The sequence below is a fragment of the Ensifer sp. 1H6 genome (genome assembly GCF_001976035.1).
Lineage (GTDB): Bacteria > Pseudomonadota > Alphaproteobacteria > Rhizobiales > Rhizobiaceae > Ensifer > Ensifer canadensis.
Window position 1 is genome coordinate 61,525 of record NZ_MOAI01000011.1, and the last position, 15,250, is coordinate 76,774.

Annotated in this window: 14 protein-coding genes and 1 pseudogene; 8 read left to right on the plus strand and 7 right to left on the minus strand. The window is 62.7% G+C overall.

All coding sequences use genetic code 11. The features are described from left to right. Positions 1-4: 4 nt before the first annotated feature. Complete coding sequence (locus tag BKP54_RS14870; protein ID WP_025428024.1) at positions 5-1,147, plus strand: FAD-binding oxidoreductase; 1,143 nt, start codon at positions 5-7, stop codon at positions 1,145-1,147. A 65-nt stretch (positions 1,148-1,212) separates the two neighbouring features. On the opposite strand, the gene BKP54_RS14875 is transcribed toward BKP54_RS14870, so the two are convergent. Continuing rightward, the gene (locus BKP54_RS14875; protein WP_025428023.1) at positions 1,213-1,602 is read right to left on the minus strand and encodes a PRC-barrel domain-containing protein; all 390 of its coding nucleotides are present in this window, start codon (positions 1,600-1,602) and stop codon (positions 1,213-1,215) included. Between the two features lie 278 nt (positions 1,603-1,880). Between BKP54_RS14875 and BKP54_RS14880 the strand changes: the two genes are divergently transcribed. The 6 genes from BKP54_RS14880 to BKP54_RS14905 all read left to right on the plus strand — a co-directional run bounded on the left by BKP54_RS14880 (position 1,881) and on the right by BKP54_RS14905 (position 5,648). Further along, positions 1,881-2,681, plus strand: coding sequence for a DUF1045 domain-containing protein (locus tag BKP54_RS14880; protein WP_025428022.1), 801 nt, complete (start codon positions 1,881-1,883; stop codon positions 2,679-2,681). Between the two features lie 78 nt (positions 2,682-2,759). Continuing rightward, entirely contained in the window at positions 2,760-3,689 is a 930-nt protein-coding gene (gene puuE / locus BKP54_RS14885) for an allantoinase PuuE (protein ID WP_025428021.1), read from the plus strand. Beyond that, positions 3,689-4,192, plus strand: coding sequence for a 2-oxo-4-hydroxy-4-carboxy-5-ureidoimidazoline decarboxylase (gene uraD / locus BKP54_RS14890; protein WP_025428020.1), 504 nt, complete (start codon positions 3,689-3,691; stop codon positions 4,190-4,192). Before puuE ends, uraD begins: the two co-directional genes overlap by 1 nt. Positions 4,193-4,288: 96 nt before the next feature. Beyond that, on the plus strand, positions 4,289-4,786 hold the full coding sequence (locus BKP54_RS14895; protein ID WP_025428019.1) for an ureidoglycolate lyase: 498 nt from the start codon (positions 4,289-4,291) through the stop codon (positions 4,784-4,786). 13 nt (positions 4,787-4,799) lie between these two features. Next, a complete protein-coding gene (gene uraH, locus BKP54_RS14900; RefSeq protein WP_025428018.1) occupies positions 4,800-5,162 on the plus strand; it encodes a hydroxyisourate hydrolase in 363 nt (120 codons plus the stop codon). Between the two features lie 99 nt (positions 5,163-5,261). Further along, positions 5,262-5,648, plus strand: a complete 387-nt coding sequence (locus tag BKP54_RS14905; protein ID WP_025428017.1) for a VOC family protein — start codon at positions 5,262-5,264, stop codon at positions 5,646-5,648. Between the two features lie 289 nt (positions 5,649-5,937). Here the strand turns inward: BKP54_RS14905 and BKP54_RS14910 are convergent. The 4 genes and pseudogenes from BKP54_RS14910 to BKP54_RS14925 form a co-directional block, all read right to left on the minus strand. Next, a pseudogene (locus tag BKP54_RS14910) lies at positions 5,938-7,073 on the minus strand (alpha-hydroxy acid oxidase). Positions 7,074-7,253: 180 nt separating this feature from the next. Continuing rightward, complete coding sequence (guaD, locus tag BKP54_RS14915) at positions 7,254-8,570, minus strand: guanine deaminase (protein ID WP_025428015.1); 1,317 nt, start codon at positions 8,568-8,570, stop codon at positions 7,254-7,256. Further along, entirely contained in the window at positions 8,567-9,805 is a 1,239-nt protein-coding gene (gene puuD, locus BKP54_RS14920) for a urate hydroxylase PuuD (protein WP_025428014.1), read from the minus strand. The genes guaD and puuD overlap by 4 nt, the downstream gene beginning before the upstream one ends. A gap of 158 nt (positions 9,806-9,963) precedes the next feature. After that, complete coding sequence (locus BKP54_RS14925; RefSeq protein WP_057212610.1) at positions 9,964-10,905, minus strand: LysR substrate-binding domain-containing protein; 942 nt, start codon at positions 10,903-10,905, stop codon at positions 9,964-9,966. A 162-nt stretch (positions 10,906-11,067) separates the two neighbouring features. On the opposite strand from BKP54_RS14925, the gene BKP54_RS14930 reads away from it, so the two are divergent. Further along, entirely contained in the window at positions 11,068-11,256 is a 189-nt protein-coding gene (locus tag BKP54_RS14930) for a hypothetical protein (RefSeq protein WP_128090423.1), read from the plus strand. Positions 11,257-11,308: 52 nt separating this feature from the next. On the opposite strand, the gene xdhB is transcribed toward BKP54_RS14930, so the two are convergent. Together xdhB and xdhA are read right to left on the minus strand one after the other, a co-directional pair. Beyond that, a complete protein-coding gene (xdhB, locus tag BKP54_RS14935; protein ID WP_025428011.1) occupies positions 11,309-13,648 on the minus strand; it encodes a xanthine dehydrogenase molybdopterin binding subunit in 2,340 nt (779 codons plus the stop codon). A gap of 2 nt (positions 13,649-13,650) precedes the next feature. Further along, complete coding sequence (gene xdhA / locus BKP54_RS14940) at positions 13,651-15,141, minus strand: xanthine dehydrogenase small subunit (protein ID WP_057221007.1); 1,491 nt, start codon at positions 15,139-15,141, stop codon at positions 13,651-13,653. Between the last annotated feature and the right edge of the window lie 109 nt (positions 15,142-15,250).

The window sequence follows — 15,250 nt, forward strand, 5'->3', positions numbered from 1 at the left end:
ATCGATGAGCGAACTTTTGATCGTCGGCGGCGGCATCATGGGGCTCTGGGCAGCCCTTACGGCAGCACGGACCGGCATGGACGTGCAACTGGTCGACGAGCATCGCATCGGGGCCGGCGCCAGTGGCGGCATACTCGGCGCGCTGATGCCGCACATGCCGGACAAATGGAACGCCAAGAAACAATTCCAGTTCGACGCCCTGGTGTCGCTCGAAAGCGAGATCGAAACGCTCGAGGCCGAAACCGGACTTTCGGCAGGTTACCGCCGCAGCGGGCGGATCATGCCGCTTGCGAAGCCGCATCTGCGCGAGATCGCTCTTCGCCACGAGCAGGATGCGACGCGCAACTGGCGGGCAGGCGACCGCCAGTTCTTCTGGCACGTGCGCGACGAGCTGCCGTCCGGATGGCTCAGTGCCGAGGCGGCGGCTTGCGGATTGGTGTTCGATACGCTTGGCGGTCGGCTTTCTCCACGCCAGATGCTGGCGGTTCTGCGTGCGGCACTGGCGCAATCGCCGAACGTGCGGATCGTCGAGGGGACGGGCGTTCGAGCAATCCATCCGGGCCAGGGCCGCGCCGAACTCGATGACGCCACGGAAATCGCCTTCGGCCATTGCATAGTTGCTGCCGGCGTCGACAGCTTTCCGCTCGTCGATGCGCTGTCGGGACCTCTCCGTGGACCGAGCGGCACGGGGGTCAAGGGCCAGGCGGCGCTGCTTCTGGCCGATGTCGATCCGCAATTGCCCGTCATCTTCACCGACGGCGTCTATATCGTCGCCCATGACGACGGGCATATCGCGGTCGGCAGCACCAGCGAGAACAAATATGCCGATCCGCAGTCGACGGATGAACTGCTGAATGAGCTGCTGGTGCGCGCCGAGGCGCTGGTCCCGTCCTTGCGCGGGGCGGAGGTGGTCGAGCGCTGGGCCGGCATCCGGCCGAAATCGACCGGCCGGGAGCCGATCGCCGGGCGCCATCCGGATCACGAAAACCTGTCGGTCCTGACAGGCGGCTTCAAGGTGAGCTTCGGCATCGCCCACCGCCTCGCGCGCTTCGTCGTCGACGAGATCACCGGCCAGCCGTTGATCGACATTCCGGGATCCTTCTTGTGCCAGAATCACATAGCGGCACTTCGCGAGAAACATCTTTAAGCTGGCGGCATAAGAACGGCCCCGCCATCGGCGGAGCCATGTCGGGACGATCGTAAACCCGATCCTTACATCCAGTAAGGCGGCACGCCGTAATAGTCATAGACCCGGCGTCCGTTCTCGCTGTTCCAGTCGTATTCCTCGTTGCCGTGATATTTCGGCGCCCGCTCGACCTGTTCGCGAGTCACATCAGTCCGATAGCCGCCGAGGTTCTCATCATAGGTCAGCTTGGCCCAAGGCAGTGGATAGTGATCTTCCCCGATGCCGAGAAAACCGCCGAACCCGAGCACGGCATAGGCCACGCGACCGCTGCGCTTTTCCAGGATAACGCGCTCGATCGAGCCGATGTGCTTGTTGTCGGCGCCATAAACCTTCGTGCCTTCAACCTTGTCGCTGGCGATCAGGTCATGGGTTTCCTTGATCCCGGCGTCCTGAAGGTTCGCATTGTGATAGGTCACGCTTCTTCTCCATCGTTGTTTGCTACCTCAGGGGAACGGCTGGTCGGTGGGATGGTTCCGAAAAAGCTGCGGGCGCGATCCGGACGGTAATCGCGTGGTATTGCCCCTTCCACTTCGTCAAGCTGTCACGCAAATCACCTAAGACGCGGGCAATAGAGCGTCGCGTCTTCCCGGGGAGGGTATTGTTGAAGCTCTAAGATTTTGAACCTGCGCACCCTGGCGACGATCGAGATCGATTGTCGCGGGTCTGTGCCAGAACGGATTTCCGGAGCATGCGCATGCGTTACGCGATTTGTTTCACGCCGCCGATGGCCGACCCGCTTTCAACGGTTGCCGCCAGTTGGCTCGGCCGCAATGTCTATTCCGGCGAGCCCACCGAGTTACCATCGATCTCCGGATTGACCGCATCCGAGATCGCCTTCCATACGGCTGTCCCGCGTCGCTTCGGCTTTCAGGCGGTGGTGATGTCGCCCTTCCGGCTTCACCCCGATATGGACGAGGCGCAGCTACTCAAGGCGCTGATGCATTTTGCCGGCGCCCAGACGCCGTTCGAGATCGAGCGCCTGGAAGTGGCCCGGCTCGGCCACTGCTGGGGACTGATGCCGCAGATCCCGAGCACGGCGATGCATCTGCTGGCCGCCAGCATCATCCAGGAATTCGACGCGTTCCGCGCGCCGCTCAGCGAAGACGACATCGAGCGCTCCGACCCCGACAGGCTGACGGCGCCGCAATTTTCCAACCTGCATCGCTGGGGCGATCCTCATGTGATGGATGAATATCGCTTTCACATGATGCTGACCGGGCCGCTCAATCTGGACGCGATGCGCAGCATCGAGGCACCGCTTCGCGACCTGTTCGAACCATGCCTGGCGCCGCCGCTGACGATCGGCAGCCTGGCGCTGTTCGTGGAGCAGGAATCGGGCGCGCCGATGCGCGTCCACTCGCAACACCCGCTCGGCAAGATTTCGGCGGCCAAGCGGGCCGAACGGATCAAGCGGCCGGCAGCCGAGGCGACGCTTGCGCCAGGCCCTATCCCGCCACTGTCGCGGATGGTCGCCTCGCTGATGGCCGGCCGCTAACCGTCTGCACCGACGTCATTTTGTCTCGACAATCCGGTCGGCGGTGATACCGTTCCGGAAAATTCGAAGGGTGATTTGATGTCTGAGACTTCCTATCCGCGTGACCTCGTCGGCTATGGCCGCAACCCGCCCAAGGCAAACTGGCCGGGCGATGCGCGTATCGCCGTGCAGTTCGTGCTCAACTATGAAGAGGGCGGCGAAAGCTGCATCCTCGATGGCGACCTGGCCTCCGAGAGCCTGCTCTCGGAGATCGTTGGTGCACAGCCTTGGCAGGGCCAGCGCAACCTCAACATGGAATCGATTTATGAGTACGGTTCGCGCTCCGGTTTCTGGCGGCTCTGGCGCATGTTCACCAGCCGCGACGTGCCGTTGACGGTCTACGGCGTGACGTTGGCGATGGCTCGCAATCCCGAAGCGGTCGCCGCCATGAAGGAAGCGGGCTGGGAGATCGCCAGCCACGGCCTGCGCTGGCTCGAATACAAGGATTTCCCCGAAGAGGTGGAGCGCGAGCATATCCGCGAAGTCGTTCGGCTGCATACCGAACTGACCGGCGAGCGCCCGCTTGGCCTTTACCAGGGCAAGCCTTCAAGCAACACGCTGAAGCTCGTTCTCGAAGAGGGCGGGTTCCTCTATTCCTCCGATTCCTATGCGGATGAGTTGCCCTATTGGGTGGCGGGGCTGACGGCCGACAAGCCGCATCTGATCATCCCCTACACACTCGACGCCAACGACATGCGCTTTGCGACGAACCAGGGTTTCAACTCCGGCGACCAGTTCTTCACCTATCTCAAAGACACGTTCGACGTGCTCTATGAGGAGGGCAAGGAAGGCAACGCCAAGATGATGAACATCGGCCTGCACTGCCGCCTCGTTGGGCGTCCAGGCCGCGCCGCGGCGCTGGCGCGGTTCATCGACTATGTCATGTCGCACGACAAGGTCTGGGTGCCGCGGCGCATCGACATCGCCCGTCACTGGTATGAACACCACAAGCCGGAAGGGGCTCTCTGATGTCCGATCGCGACGCCTTCGTCAGCCGCTTCGGCGGCGTGTTCGAGCATTCTCCATGGGTTGCCGAACGGGCCTACGACCGGGCGGCCGCAACGGGACTTTCGGCCGGCAACGTGCACTCGGCACTTTGCCAGGCCTTTCGCGCCGGTCTGCCGCGCGAAAGGCTGGCGGTGCTGCGCGCCCACCCGGATCTTGCCGGCAAGCTGGCGATCGCCGGCAAGCTGACGGCGGACTCGACGGCGGAGCAGGCGTCGGCCGGCCTCGACCGCCTTTCGGCCGACGAGCATGCCCGGTTCACGGCGCTGAACGAGGCCTATACGCAGAAATTCGGCTTTCCCTTCATCATCGCGGTCAAGGGCCTGACGAAGAACGACATTCTCGCCTCGTTCGAAAGGCGCATTGACAATTCGACCGAAGAGGAATTTGAAACCGCCTGTGCGCAGGTGGAGAAGATCGCCCGCCTGCGGCTGCAATCCATGCTTCCAGGAGACGAAAATGCCTGACATACCCGTTCGCTATCTGCGCTCATCTTTACCGAGGGCAGTCGAACCGGACCATGCCGACGCCGCCGGCAATGAGCACCGCGGGGCGATGGCCTGATGTCGCGTATTCTTTCGATCGAACCCCTGACGCAGGATGCTTTCGCGCCGTTCGGCACGGTCATCGAGGCTGATCCGGCTTCGATGCGGTACATCAATGGCGGGACCACCGAACGCTTCCATGGCCTGGCGCGTGCCGATGTTGTCGGCGAGGGTGCCGATGTCATCATCAATATCTTTCGCGGCCAGCCGCGCGCCTTTCCTTACGCGGTGGCGATGATGGAGCGACACCCCTTCGGCAGCCAGAGCTTTTCGCCGCTCGAGGACCGGCCCTGGCTCGTCGTCGTTGCCGAAGACGAGGGGGGCCGACCGGGAATGCCGCGGGTGTTCCGGGCGAACGGGCGGCAGGGCGTCAACTACGGGCGCAATGTCTGGCACCATCCGCTGATGTCGGTGGGCGCGGTCAGCGACTTCATCGTCGTCGATCGGGATGGGCCGGGAAACAATCTCGAAGAATATGTCTACGACGAGCCCTTCGTCATCGAGAGCGCAATATGAAGGAAGAGCAGCGATGAGCAGCACCGGCCGCCTGACCACCCATGTCCTCGACACTGCGCTCGGCACGCCGGCCGAAGGCTTGCGCATCGACCTCTTTTGGCTCGAAGGCGACGAGCGGCAACTGATCCGCACCGTTCATACCAACAGCGACGGACGCGTCGATGGGCCCATGGTCGAAGGCATCGGCTTCATGGCGGGCAGCTACGAGTTGGTCTTCCACGCCGGCGACTATCTTCGTCGTGTCGGTGCGGACCTGCCGGAGCCTGCCTTCCTCGACCTGATCCCGCTGCGCTTCGGCATTGCCGATCCGGCCAGCCATTATCACGTGCCGCTGCTTCTTTCGCCCTACGGCTACTCGACCTATCGCGGCAGCTGAGCGTGGGTGGATGAGTGTTCGCGGCGTAAAATTCAGTCGAAAACCGTCGCCTTGATCGGGATTGTGTGAGACGATTTTGAGACTCACGAGGGGAATTCGATGCGTTTCATCAATCCGATCCCTTTCGTCCGCGACATCGATCGATCCAGGGACTTTTACCGGGAGACACTCGGTCTGACGGTGTTGAAGGACTTCGGAAACTTCGTTCTCTTCGAGACCGGTTTTGCGATCCACGAGGGTCGTTCGCTGGAACAAACAGTCTGGCGGGAAGTCGGTCCCGCGGAAGAACCCTATGGGCGAGGGAACCTGCTGCTCTACTTCGAGCATGAGAATATCGAAGCGGCCTTCGAAAGCATTGCGCCGCAGGTGGAGCTGATCCACCCGATTGAGCGGCAAGCCTGGGGACAGCGGGTGTTCCGTTTTTATGATCCCGACGGGCACGCAATAGAGATCGGAGAGCCGCAAACTCTTGGATCTACTGCATAATTCCTCAAATCTGATCCGATTTGAGGATAGAATTATGCAACAAGTTTGAAGCGATACAGCGTCCTTTGCGCGTCATATTTGACGCGCGGCGCTGTAAAGGCGACCTGCATCAATCCTGAAGCTTACGACTGAACCGCCCGTCTCAAAGGACGGTTCGCCGCAAGAAACGATCGCATACGTTTAGTTTATGCGACCAATTTGGAACTGCAGGCATTCCACACACGTGTTGGAGGCCGGCCGCGAAGCCGCCCTTTTCAGGCAATCCGGCTTCGCCGGTTGGCGCGCTCGATCAATCCGCGAGAATGTCGCGGTTGACGTCGTTGATATCGCGCTTGCCGCAGAGCGCCATGGTGATGTCCATCTCCTTGCGGATGATTTCCAGCGCCTTGGTCACGCCTTCCTTCCCCATGGCGCCGAGGCCGTAGAGGAAGGGGCGGCCGATATAGGTGCCCTTGGCGCCCATGGCGACGGCCTTCAGCACGTCCTGGCCGGAGCGGATGCCGCCATCGAGATGCACCTCGATCTGGTGGCCGACCGCATCGACGATGCGCGGCAGCATGCTGATCGAGGAATGGGCGCCATCGAGCTGGCGGCCGCCGTGGTTGGAGACGATGATCGCGTCGGCGCCGGTCGCCGCCGCCATCTTGCGTCTTCCGGATCGAGAATGCCCTTCAGGATCAGCGGACCGCCCCAGCGCTCCTTGATCCATTCGACGTCCTTCCACGAGAGTTGCGGGTCGAACTGTTCTGCCGTCCAGGCGCCGAGCGAGGACAGGTCGGTGACGCTCTTGGCGTGGCCGACGATATTGCGGAAGGTGCGGCGGTTGGTGCCGAGCATCTTCATGCACCAGCCGGGACGTGTCGCCATCTGCCAGAGATGCTTGGGGGTCAGCTTCGGCGGGGCCGACAGGCTGTTGCGCAGGTCCTTGTGGCGCTGGCCGAGGATCTGCAGGTCGAGCGTCAGCACCAGTGCCGAGCACTTGGCGGCCTTGGCCCGGTCGATGAGGTTCAGCACGAACTCGCGCTCGCGCATGACGTAGAGCTGGAACCAGAAGGGCTTGGTTGTGACCGACGCGACATCCTCGATTGAGCAGATGCTCATGGTCGACAACGTGAAGGGAACGCCAAAGGCTTCGGCCGCCTGGGCTGCCAGCATCTCGCCATCGGCGTGCTGCATGCCGGTCAGCCCCGTCGGCGCCAGCGCCACCGGCATCGACACTTTCTGGCCGATCATGGTCGTTTCCAGCGAGCGGTTGGTCATGTCGACCAGCACCCGCTGGCGCAGCTTCACCTTGGCGAAGTCTTCCTCGTTGGCGCGATAGGTGCCCTCGGTCCAGGCGCCGCTGTCGGCGTAATCGAAGAAGAGCTTCGGTACGCGGCGCTTGGCAAGGGCCTTGAGGTCGCTGATTTCGAGGATTTGCGTCATGGAAACGGCCTTCATCTGAAACACAGGTTAGAGCGGGATGCGGGCGGAAAGCCGCGGACACTTTTCCGCACCCAACTCTTGGGATGACTACCGAGGCCTTACCATGTTTGCCGGAGGCTTGTTAATAGCGCGGACGCAAAGAGGTCAATTTTTTTGACCTCTTTGCCAATGACGGTGAAGTCAGGCAGCAGCGAGTGCCGCCTTGGCCGGTTTTCCCGCCACATAGGTCTCGACGATCGCGCGGTCGTCGCCCATGGTCTGGAGCAGGAAAAGTTCATCGGCGAGTGAGTTGACCACTTCGGCGCGCAGCGCCATCGCCGGTGTTGCCGCCATGTTGAGCACGATGAAGTCGGCGTCGGTGCCGGCCTCGAGCGTGCCGATGCGATCGACCAGCGACAGCGCCTCGGCGTTGCCGCGGGTCATCATGAAGAAGCTGTCGAACGGGTTCAGCCGCTCGCCCTGCAGTTGCAGGATCTTGTAGGCCTCGTCGAGCGTCTTCAGCATCGAATAGCTGGTGCCGCCGCCGATATCCGAGGCGACCGAGGTGCGTACCGGCTTTTCGCGCCGGTTGAGCGCCCGCAACGGGAAAAGGCCCGAGCCGAGGAAGAGGTTGGATGTCGGGCAGAAGACCGCGACCGATCCCGTCTCGCACATCACGTCCGCCTCGCGGTCTGAGAGGTGGATGCAGTGGCCGAACAGGCTCTTCGGCCCAAGCAGCCCATAACGGGCGTAGACGTCGGTATAATCGGTGGCTTCCGGATAGAGTTCGCAGGTAAAGGCGATCTCGTCGCGGTTTTCCGACAGATGTGTCTGGACATGCAGGTCGGGAAACTCATGCACCAGCGATTTTGCGACGTCCATCTGCTCCGGCGTCGAGGTGATGGCAAAGCGCGGAGTGATGGCGACATGGTTGCGGCCCTTGCCGTGCCAGTCGCGGATTACCGCGCGGGTCTCGTCGTAGCCCATCTGCGGCGTATCGAGCAACCCCTGCGGGGCATTGCGGTCCATCATCACCTTGCCGGCGATCATGCGCATGTCGCGGCGTAGCGCCTCGGCGAAGAAGGCGTCGGCGGATGCCTTATGCACGGTGCAATAGGCGGCCGCCGTCGTCGTGCCGTGGCGGACCATTTCGTCGAAGAAACGGCTGGCGATGCGCTCGGCATGGGCGGTCTCGACGAAGCGGCACTCTTCCGGGAAGGTATAGGTGTTGAGCCATTCCAGCAGGTTGGCGGCGTAGGAGGCCATCACCTGCATCTGCGGGAAATGCAGATGCGTGTCGATGAAGCCCGGCACGATCAGGTGCGGGCGGTGATCGATCTCGACGATATCATCCGCTGCCTCGGCCTTCACAGTCGCGTAGGTGCCAGACGTTTTGATCCGGCCGTCTGCGACCAGCAGCGCGCCATCGCTTTCATAGGTGTAGGCGGCGCTGTCCTCGATTGCCATTGGCGCGCGGTGAAAGCTCAAGAGGCGGCCGCGGATGAGCGTCGTTGTCATTGTGTCTTGCCTTCCTCGACGGCGCTTTCGAACCAGGCTGCCAGCAACTGGCGCTCGTCCGTCGTCATGTCGGTTATGTTGCCGGGCGGCATGGCATGGCTGCGCCCCGCCTGGATATAGATTTCGCGGGCGTGGGCGGCAATCTCCTGATCGCTCTCTAACACCACGCCCTTCGGCGGCCGGGCGATGCCCTCATAGACCGGTTCGGCTGCGTGGCACATGGAACAGCGGGTCGAGATCGCGTCCTTGACGGCGGGGAAATGCGCATTCTCCGCAAACCGGGCAAAGACCGGCGCGACCTCGGCTTTTTCTTCGCCGGTCAGCACCTTCGGCACGGTCGACAGCCACATGATCAGGATGAAGAGGAGGACGGTGACGAGCCACGTCCAGGTAGGCCTACCCTTGCGGGCATGGGTCGTATTGAACCAGTGCCGGATGGTGACACCCATCAGGAACACCAGCGCCGCGATGATCCAGTTGAAGGCGGTGGCAAAAGCCAGCGGATAGTGGTTCGACAGCATGAAGAAGATGACCGGCAGGGTCAGGTAGTTGTTGTGCAGCGAGCGCTGCTTGGCCTGGGCGCCGAGCTTCGGGTCGGGCGTGCGCCCGGCGATCAGGTCGGCAACGACGATCTTCTGGTTGGGAATGATGAGGAAGAAGACGTTGGCCGACATGATGGTGGCGGTGAAAGCGCCCAGATGCAGGAAGGCGGCGCGGCCTGTAAACACCTGGGTATAGCCCCAGGCCATGATCACCAGCGCCACATAAAGAAGCGCCATCAGGCCCCAGGTGTTGTTGCCGAGCGGCGACTTGCAGAGCAGGTCATAGAAGACCCATCCGATGCCGAGCGAGGCGAGCGAGATCAGGATCGCGGACGTTGCCGAGATATCGAGCACGTGGCGATCGATCAGGAAAAGATCGGCACCGCCGTAATAGACCAGACAGAGCATGGCGAAGCCCGAAAGCCACGTCACGTAAGATTCCCATTTGAACCAGGTCAGGTGCTCGGGCATCGAGGCGGGGGCGACCAGATATTTCTGGATGTGGTAGAAGCCACCGCCATGCACCTGCCATTCCTCGCCGTAGGCTCCAACAGGCAGGTGGTCGCGCTTCACGAGACCGAGGTCGAGCGCGATGAAATAGAAGGATGAGCCGATCCAGGCGATGGCGGTAATGACATGCAGCCAGCGCACAGCAAAGGCCAGCCATTCCCAGGCGATGGCGAACTCGTACATTCAGGTCCCCTTTATTCTCTCCGTCAGCGCACCTTGCGCAAAAACCGGGAGTTGGGGAAGGGGGCGAATGCGCCTCCAAGCGTAAATTGCCGCGATCGGGACGATTTCGGGGTGAATTCACCCGGAATGATAAACCTGATGGATTCTAATGGGTTACCCTAGCTCGCGGAAGCCGCCTTGCGCTCTTCTACCCAATCGGCCCCGAACTGAACCGACGGGCAGAGTTCGCTGAGGATCCAGTCGCGGAAGATGCGGATCTTCGGGGTGTTGCGGCGCGCATGCGGGTAGGCCAGCCAGTAGTCGCAGCCGTCGCTGCAGCGCAGGTCGAAAGGCTGGTAGAGCCGGCCAAGCGCTACGTCGTCACCGTAGAATTCCGGTGTCAGGATCGCCACGCCCTGGCCGGCAACGGCGGCGCGCGCCTCGAAGGATTGCGCGCCGAGCCGGCTTGTCGGGCGGCCCTCGAGATCCGGATCGTCGACGCCGGCGGCCGAAAACCAGATCCGCCACCAGGGGTCGCCGGCATCGATGATCCTGAGCTTCAGGAGATCACGCGGCTCGCGGATGCCGCCAACGGTTTCGGCGAGTGCCGGGCTCAGCATCGGGCTGAACTCGACGCGCATCAGCGGATGTGTGTCGAGGCCCGGCCAGACGCCGGCGCCGGAGCGGATGGCGAGATCCGTGGGTTCCTTGGCAAAATCGACGAGGTTGTCGTTGGTGTCCAGGCGCACGGCGATGGTGGGGTGGGCGAGCTGAAACGAGCCGATGTTGCGGGCGAGCCATTGCGAGGCGAAGGTCGGGGTCGAGCTGATCAACAGTGTGCTGTCGATATCGCCGCGCGCTGAGGAGACGGCCTCCTGCAGCATCTCGAAGGCTTCGGTGACCCGTGGCGCCAGCCGCTGGCCGACATCGGTCAACGCGATCTGGCGTGGGCGGCGCAGGAACAAGGGCTCGCCGACGCTCTCCTCGATCAGCTTGACCTGGTAGCTGACGGCGGTCTGGGTCATGCCCAGCTCCTCGCCGGCCTTGGTAAAACTGCCGAGCCGGGCGACGGCTTCGAAGACCCTCAACGCATTCAGCGGAAACTGCTTGGACATCTTCATGGATAAGTTCTCTTGATGCATGCAGACGGATGTTCGATTGGAACTCAATCCTCTTCCACGGCATCCTGCAAGTCAACTTCCCAAGACGAACAGGTGCTCAAAATGACTTGCGACGTTATCGAACATACTGAAAGAAAACCGCTTCTTTCGCTGGATGCGGTCGTGCGGCTCACGTCCACCCTGTTTGGCCGTGCCGTTGTCGCCAAGCCGGTGCTCGACGTCAATGCGCTGTCCGACCATATCAAAAGAGACATGGGTTTCATGGATGGCCGTGGCCCCTATGGGGACGATGTCGAGGCGCAGGCCGACGCGCACCGCCTCGTCAACATCGACGAGCTGCCCCGGATCTGACCGGAGCTCTCACACGCCGCGCGTCGAACGGGATGCGCGGCGATGTCATCAATCAAGACGATTGTCGAAGGCGTTCGACGGCCATCAGCACGCGCTCCGGCGTCGCCGGCGCATCAAGGCGCGGGCATTCGCGATAATCGGCAACGCTCGCCACCGCCATCGACAGCGCCTCGAGCACGGAGATCGGCAGCATGAAGGGCGGTTCGCCCACGGCCTTTGACCGCCCGATGGTCTTTTCCGCATTTTCCGACCACTCGGCCAGTTTGACGTTGAAGATCTTCGGCCGGTCCGAGGCGAGCGGGATCTTGTAGGTCGAGGGTGCGTGCGTGCGCAGTCGGCCCTTGTCGTCCCACCACAGCTCCTCCGTTGTCAGCCATCCCATGCCCTGGACGAAACCGCCTTCGATCTGGCCAAGGTCGATCGCCGGATTGAGCGAGCGGCCGACATCGTGCAGCACGTCGACGCGATCGACCATGTATTCGCCGGTCAGCGTATCAACAGATACTTCCGACACCGAGGCGCCATAGGCGAAGTAGTAGAAGGGCGTTCCCCGTCCGGTCGCGCGGTCCCAATGGATTTTCGGCGTCTTGTAGAAGCCGGCGGCCGAAAGCTGCACGCGCGCCGTATAGGCAAGCTTGATGAATTCCGGGAAGGGTACCAGTTCTTCGCCGATCTTCACGTGATCGGGAACGAAAGTGACGTTTTCCGCCGTCGTCTGCCAGCGCTCGGCTGCAAAGGCGACGAGCCGTTCCTTGATCTGGCGCGCCGCATCGAAGGCGGCCATGCCATTGAGGTCGGAGCCGGACGATGCAGCGGTCGCCGAGGTGTTGGGGACCTTGCCGGTCGTGGTCGCGGTGACGCGCACGCGGTCGAGATCGACCTGGAAGCTGTCGGCGATGACCTGCGCGACCTTCACATAAAGGCCCTGGCCCATTTCCGTGCCGCCGTGGTTCAGGTGGATCGAGCCATCCTGATAGATGTGCACGAGGGCGCCGGCCTGGTTAAATGCGGTCATGGTGAAGGAGATGCCGAACTTCACCGGCGTCAGCGCGATGCCCTTGCGAATGACACGGCTCGCACGGTTGAACTCGATAATGGCCATGCGGCGCGCCTGGTAATCGGCGTCGACTTCAAGCTCGGCGACGATCCGGGCGATGATGTTGTCTTCGACCTGCTGGTGGTAAGGGGTGATATCCCGGCCGGAACCCTTCTCGCCGTAGAAATTGAGCTTGCGGATCTCGAGCGGATCCTTGCCGAGAGCGTAGGCGATCTCTTCGATCATGCGCTCGCCGCCGACCATGCCTTGCGGGCCACCGAAGCCGCGATAGGCGGTGTTGGAGACGGTGTTCGTCTTCAGCGGCTGCGACGTCAGTTTTACATGCGGGTAGAAGTAGGAGCTGTCTGCGTGGAACAGCGCGCGGTCGGTCACCGGTCCGGAGAGATCGGAGGAGTAGCCGCAGCGCGCAGCGTAATTGGCGTGAACGGCGTGGATGCGGCCTTCCTCGTCGAAGCCGACATCGTAGTCGACGAGGAAGTCGTGACGCTTGCCGGTGGCGGTCATGTCCTCGTCGCGGTCGGGGCGAAACTTGACCGCACGGCCGAGCTTTTTCGCCGCCACGGCTGCAAGGGCTGCGAACTGGTTGCCCTGCGTTTCCTTGCCGCCGAAGCCGCCGCCCATGCGGCGCACATTGACCGTGACCGCATTGGAGGGAACGCCGAGCACGTGCGAGACCATGTGCTGGATTTCGCTTGGGTGCTGGGTCGACGACCAGACGGTGACCTCGTCGTCCTCGCCGGGAATGGCAAGGGCGATATGGCCTTCGAGGTAGAAGTGCTCCTGGCCGCCGATGCGCATCCGGCCCTTCAGCCGGCGCGGCGCCTTTTCCAGTTCAGCGTCGGCATCGCCCCGCTGCAAGGTCAGGGGCTGGGTGACGAGCTCGCCGCCATGGGCTACCGCATCGGTGATATCGGTGAAATGCGCCAGGTCGCGATAGCTGATCTTCGCCAGCCGGGCAGCACGACGGGCGATGTCGCGCGTCTCGGCGATGACGGCAAAGGCCGGCTGGCCGTGGAACTGCACGATGCCGTCGGCAAGCACCGGCTCGTCATGCAGGTGGCTGGGGCTGATATCGTTGGAATGCGGCATGTCGCTCGCCGTCAGCACGCAGACGACGCCGGCCGCCGCGGCGACGGCCGAGAGGTCCATGGCGGTGATTTCGGCGTGGGCGCGGTCGGTCATCCCCAGCGCACCGTGCAGCGTGCCCGCCGGTTCCGGCATGTCGTCGATGTAATCGGCGGTGCCGGTCACGTGCTTGTGGGCGCTGTCATGGCGCTGGTGCGAATGCATCTGCCCCTTGATCGCCTTGCGTTCTTCGAAGGTCGACTTGTCCATGATTACCTCTCTCCCGCCGCGTAGCGCACGAGCTCCGCCGGCTGGCCGCCACTTTCCAGGAAAAAGCGCATCAGCAGGTTCTTCGCCGCCAGCATGCGATAGGTGCTGGTGGCGCGCCAATCGCTCAAGGGCTGATAGTCGGCCTCGAAGGCTGCCTGAGCGGCGCGCACCGTTTCCTCGGTCCAGGGCTTGCCGATGAGCGCGGCCTCGACGGTTGCAGCGCGTTTCGGCGTGCCGGCCATGCCGCCAAAGGCGATGCGGGCGGTCTCTACCCGGTTGCCGTCAAGCGAAATGCGGAAGGCGCCGAGTAATGCGGAAATGTCCTCGTCGCGGCGCTTGGAGAGCTTGTAGGCCGCAAACAGCTCACCCGCCGGCAGCGCGGGCACGAAGACGCTCTCGACGAATTCGCCGGCTTTGCGGTCCTGCTTGCCGTAGGCGATGAAGAAATCTTCAAGCGGCAGCGTGCGCGTCCCTTCCGTCGAGCGCAGCGTGACAGTTGCCCCCAGCACGATCAGGGGCGGTGGACTGTCGCCGATCGGCGAACCGTTGGCGATGTTCCCGCCGATCGTGCCCATGTTGCGCACCTGTTCGCCGCCGATACGGTCGATCAACCGGCCGAAGGCTGGATAGGCTTTGCTGAGCGCTGCAAAGGCGGCTGAATAGCTGACGCCGGCACCAATGGTCAGGCCGCCGTCGCTTTCCTCGATGCGCTGCAGTTCGGCGATGCCGTTGATGAAGACGACGGGATCGATCGGACGCATCTGCTTGGTGACCCAGAGGCCGACATCGGTGGCGCCGGCAACCACCGTCGCGCCTTTGTGCTCGGCAAGAGCGGTCGCGAGGCCGGTGGCATCCGCCGGCACGATCAGACAGCTTTCACCGTGGCGGACGGTGATCGTTTTCTCGGGTTGAAGCGCCTTGAGGCGGGCGATGGTGGCCTCGCGCGCAGCCGTGATCGGATCGAAGATAGCAGAAGGCCGCGCGCTTGCGGCGGCCTCGGCCGCCTTGACGATCGGCTCGTAGCCGGTGCAGCGACAAAGGTTGCCTTGCAGCGCCTTTTCGATGTCGGCCCGGCTGGGATTGTCGTTCGAAAGCCAGAGGCCATAAAGCGACATGACGAAGCCGGGCGTGCAGAAGCCGCATTGTGAGCCATGGAAATCGACCATCGCCTGCTGCACGGGATGAAGCGTTCCATCCCTGGCGGCGAGATGCTCAACGGTGACCACATGGGTCGCATGCAACGATCCGACGAAGCGGATGCAGGCATTGACGCTTTCATAGACCAGCGTTTCGCCGGCGAGCCGGCCGACGAGCACGGTGCAGGCACCGCAATCGCCCTCCGCGCAGCCTTCCTTGGTTCCTGTCAGCCGGCGCTCAAGCCTGAGATAGTCGAGCAGGGTCGCGGTCGGCGCGACGTCGGAAAGCGCCACCTCGCTATCATTGAGGATGAAGCGAATGCTGTCGTCGTCCTTGCGTTCCCTAACCTTAGGCATGCCATTCATTCCTGCTGATGCATGGCCGCAAAAACCGGAAGCGTTCCCGGCGACGGACCATGCGCATTTTCATAGAGTTAGGGCGTCGTCCGCCTCGTCTCAATGGACG

Bases quoted from the DNA above. Each gene is read 5' to 3' on its own strand.
- BKP54_RS14870 (WP_025428024.1), top strand. From the start codon at position 5: ATGAGCGAACTTTTGATCGTCGGCGGCGGCATCATGGGGCTCTGGGCA.
- BKP54_RS14880 (WP_025428022.1), top strand. From the start codon at position 1,881: ATGCGTTACGCGATTTGTTTCACGCCGCCGATGGCCGACCCGCTTTCA.
- puuE (WP_025428021.1), top strand. From the start codon at position 2,760: ATGTCTGAGACTTCCTATCCGCGTGACCTCGTCGGCTATGGCCGCAAC.
- uraD (WP_025428020.1), top strand. From the start codon at position 3,689: ATGTCCGATCGCGACGCCTTCGTCAGCCGCTTCGGCGGCGTGTTCGAG.
- BKP54_RS14895 (WP_025428019.1), top strand. From the start codon at position 4,289: ATGTCGCGTATTCTTTCGATCGAACCCCTGACGCAGGATGCTTTCGCG.
- uraH (WP_025428018.1), top strand. From the start codon at position 4,800: ATGAGCAGCACCGGCCGCCTGACCACCCATGTCCTCGACACTGCGCTC.
- BKP54_RS14905 (WP_025428017.1), top strand. From the start codon at position 5,262: ATGCGTTTCATCAATCCGATCCCTTTCGTCCGCGACATCGATCGATCC.
- guaD (WP_025428015.1), bottom strand. From the start codon at position 8,570: ATGACAACGACGCTCATCCGCGGCCGCCTCTTGAGCTTTCACCGCGCG.
- puuD (WP_025428014.1), bottom strand. From the start codon at position 9,805: ATGTACGAGTTCGCCATCGCCTGGGAATGGCTGGCCTTTGCTGTGCGC.
- BKP54_RS14925 (WP_057212610.1), bottom strand. From the start codon at position 10,905: ATGAAGATGTCCAAGCAGTTTCCGCTGAATGCGTTGAGGGTCTTCGAA.
- xdhB (WP_025428011.1), bottom strand. From the start codon at position 13,648: ATGGACAAGTCGACCTTCGAAGAACGCAAGGCGATCAAGGGGCAGATG.
- xdhA (WP_057221007.1), bottom strand. From the start codon at position 15,141: ATGCCTAAGGTTAGGGAACGCAAGGACGACGACAGCATTCGCTTCATC.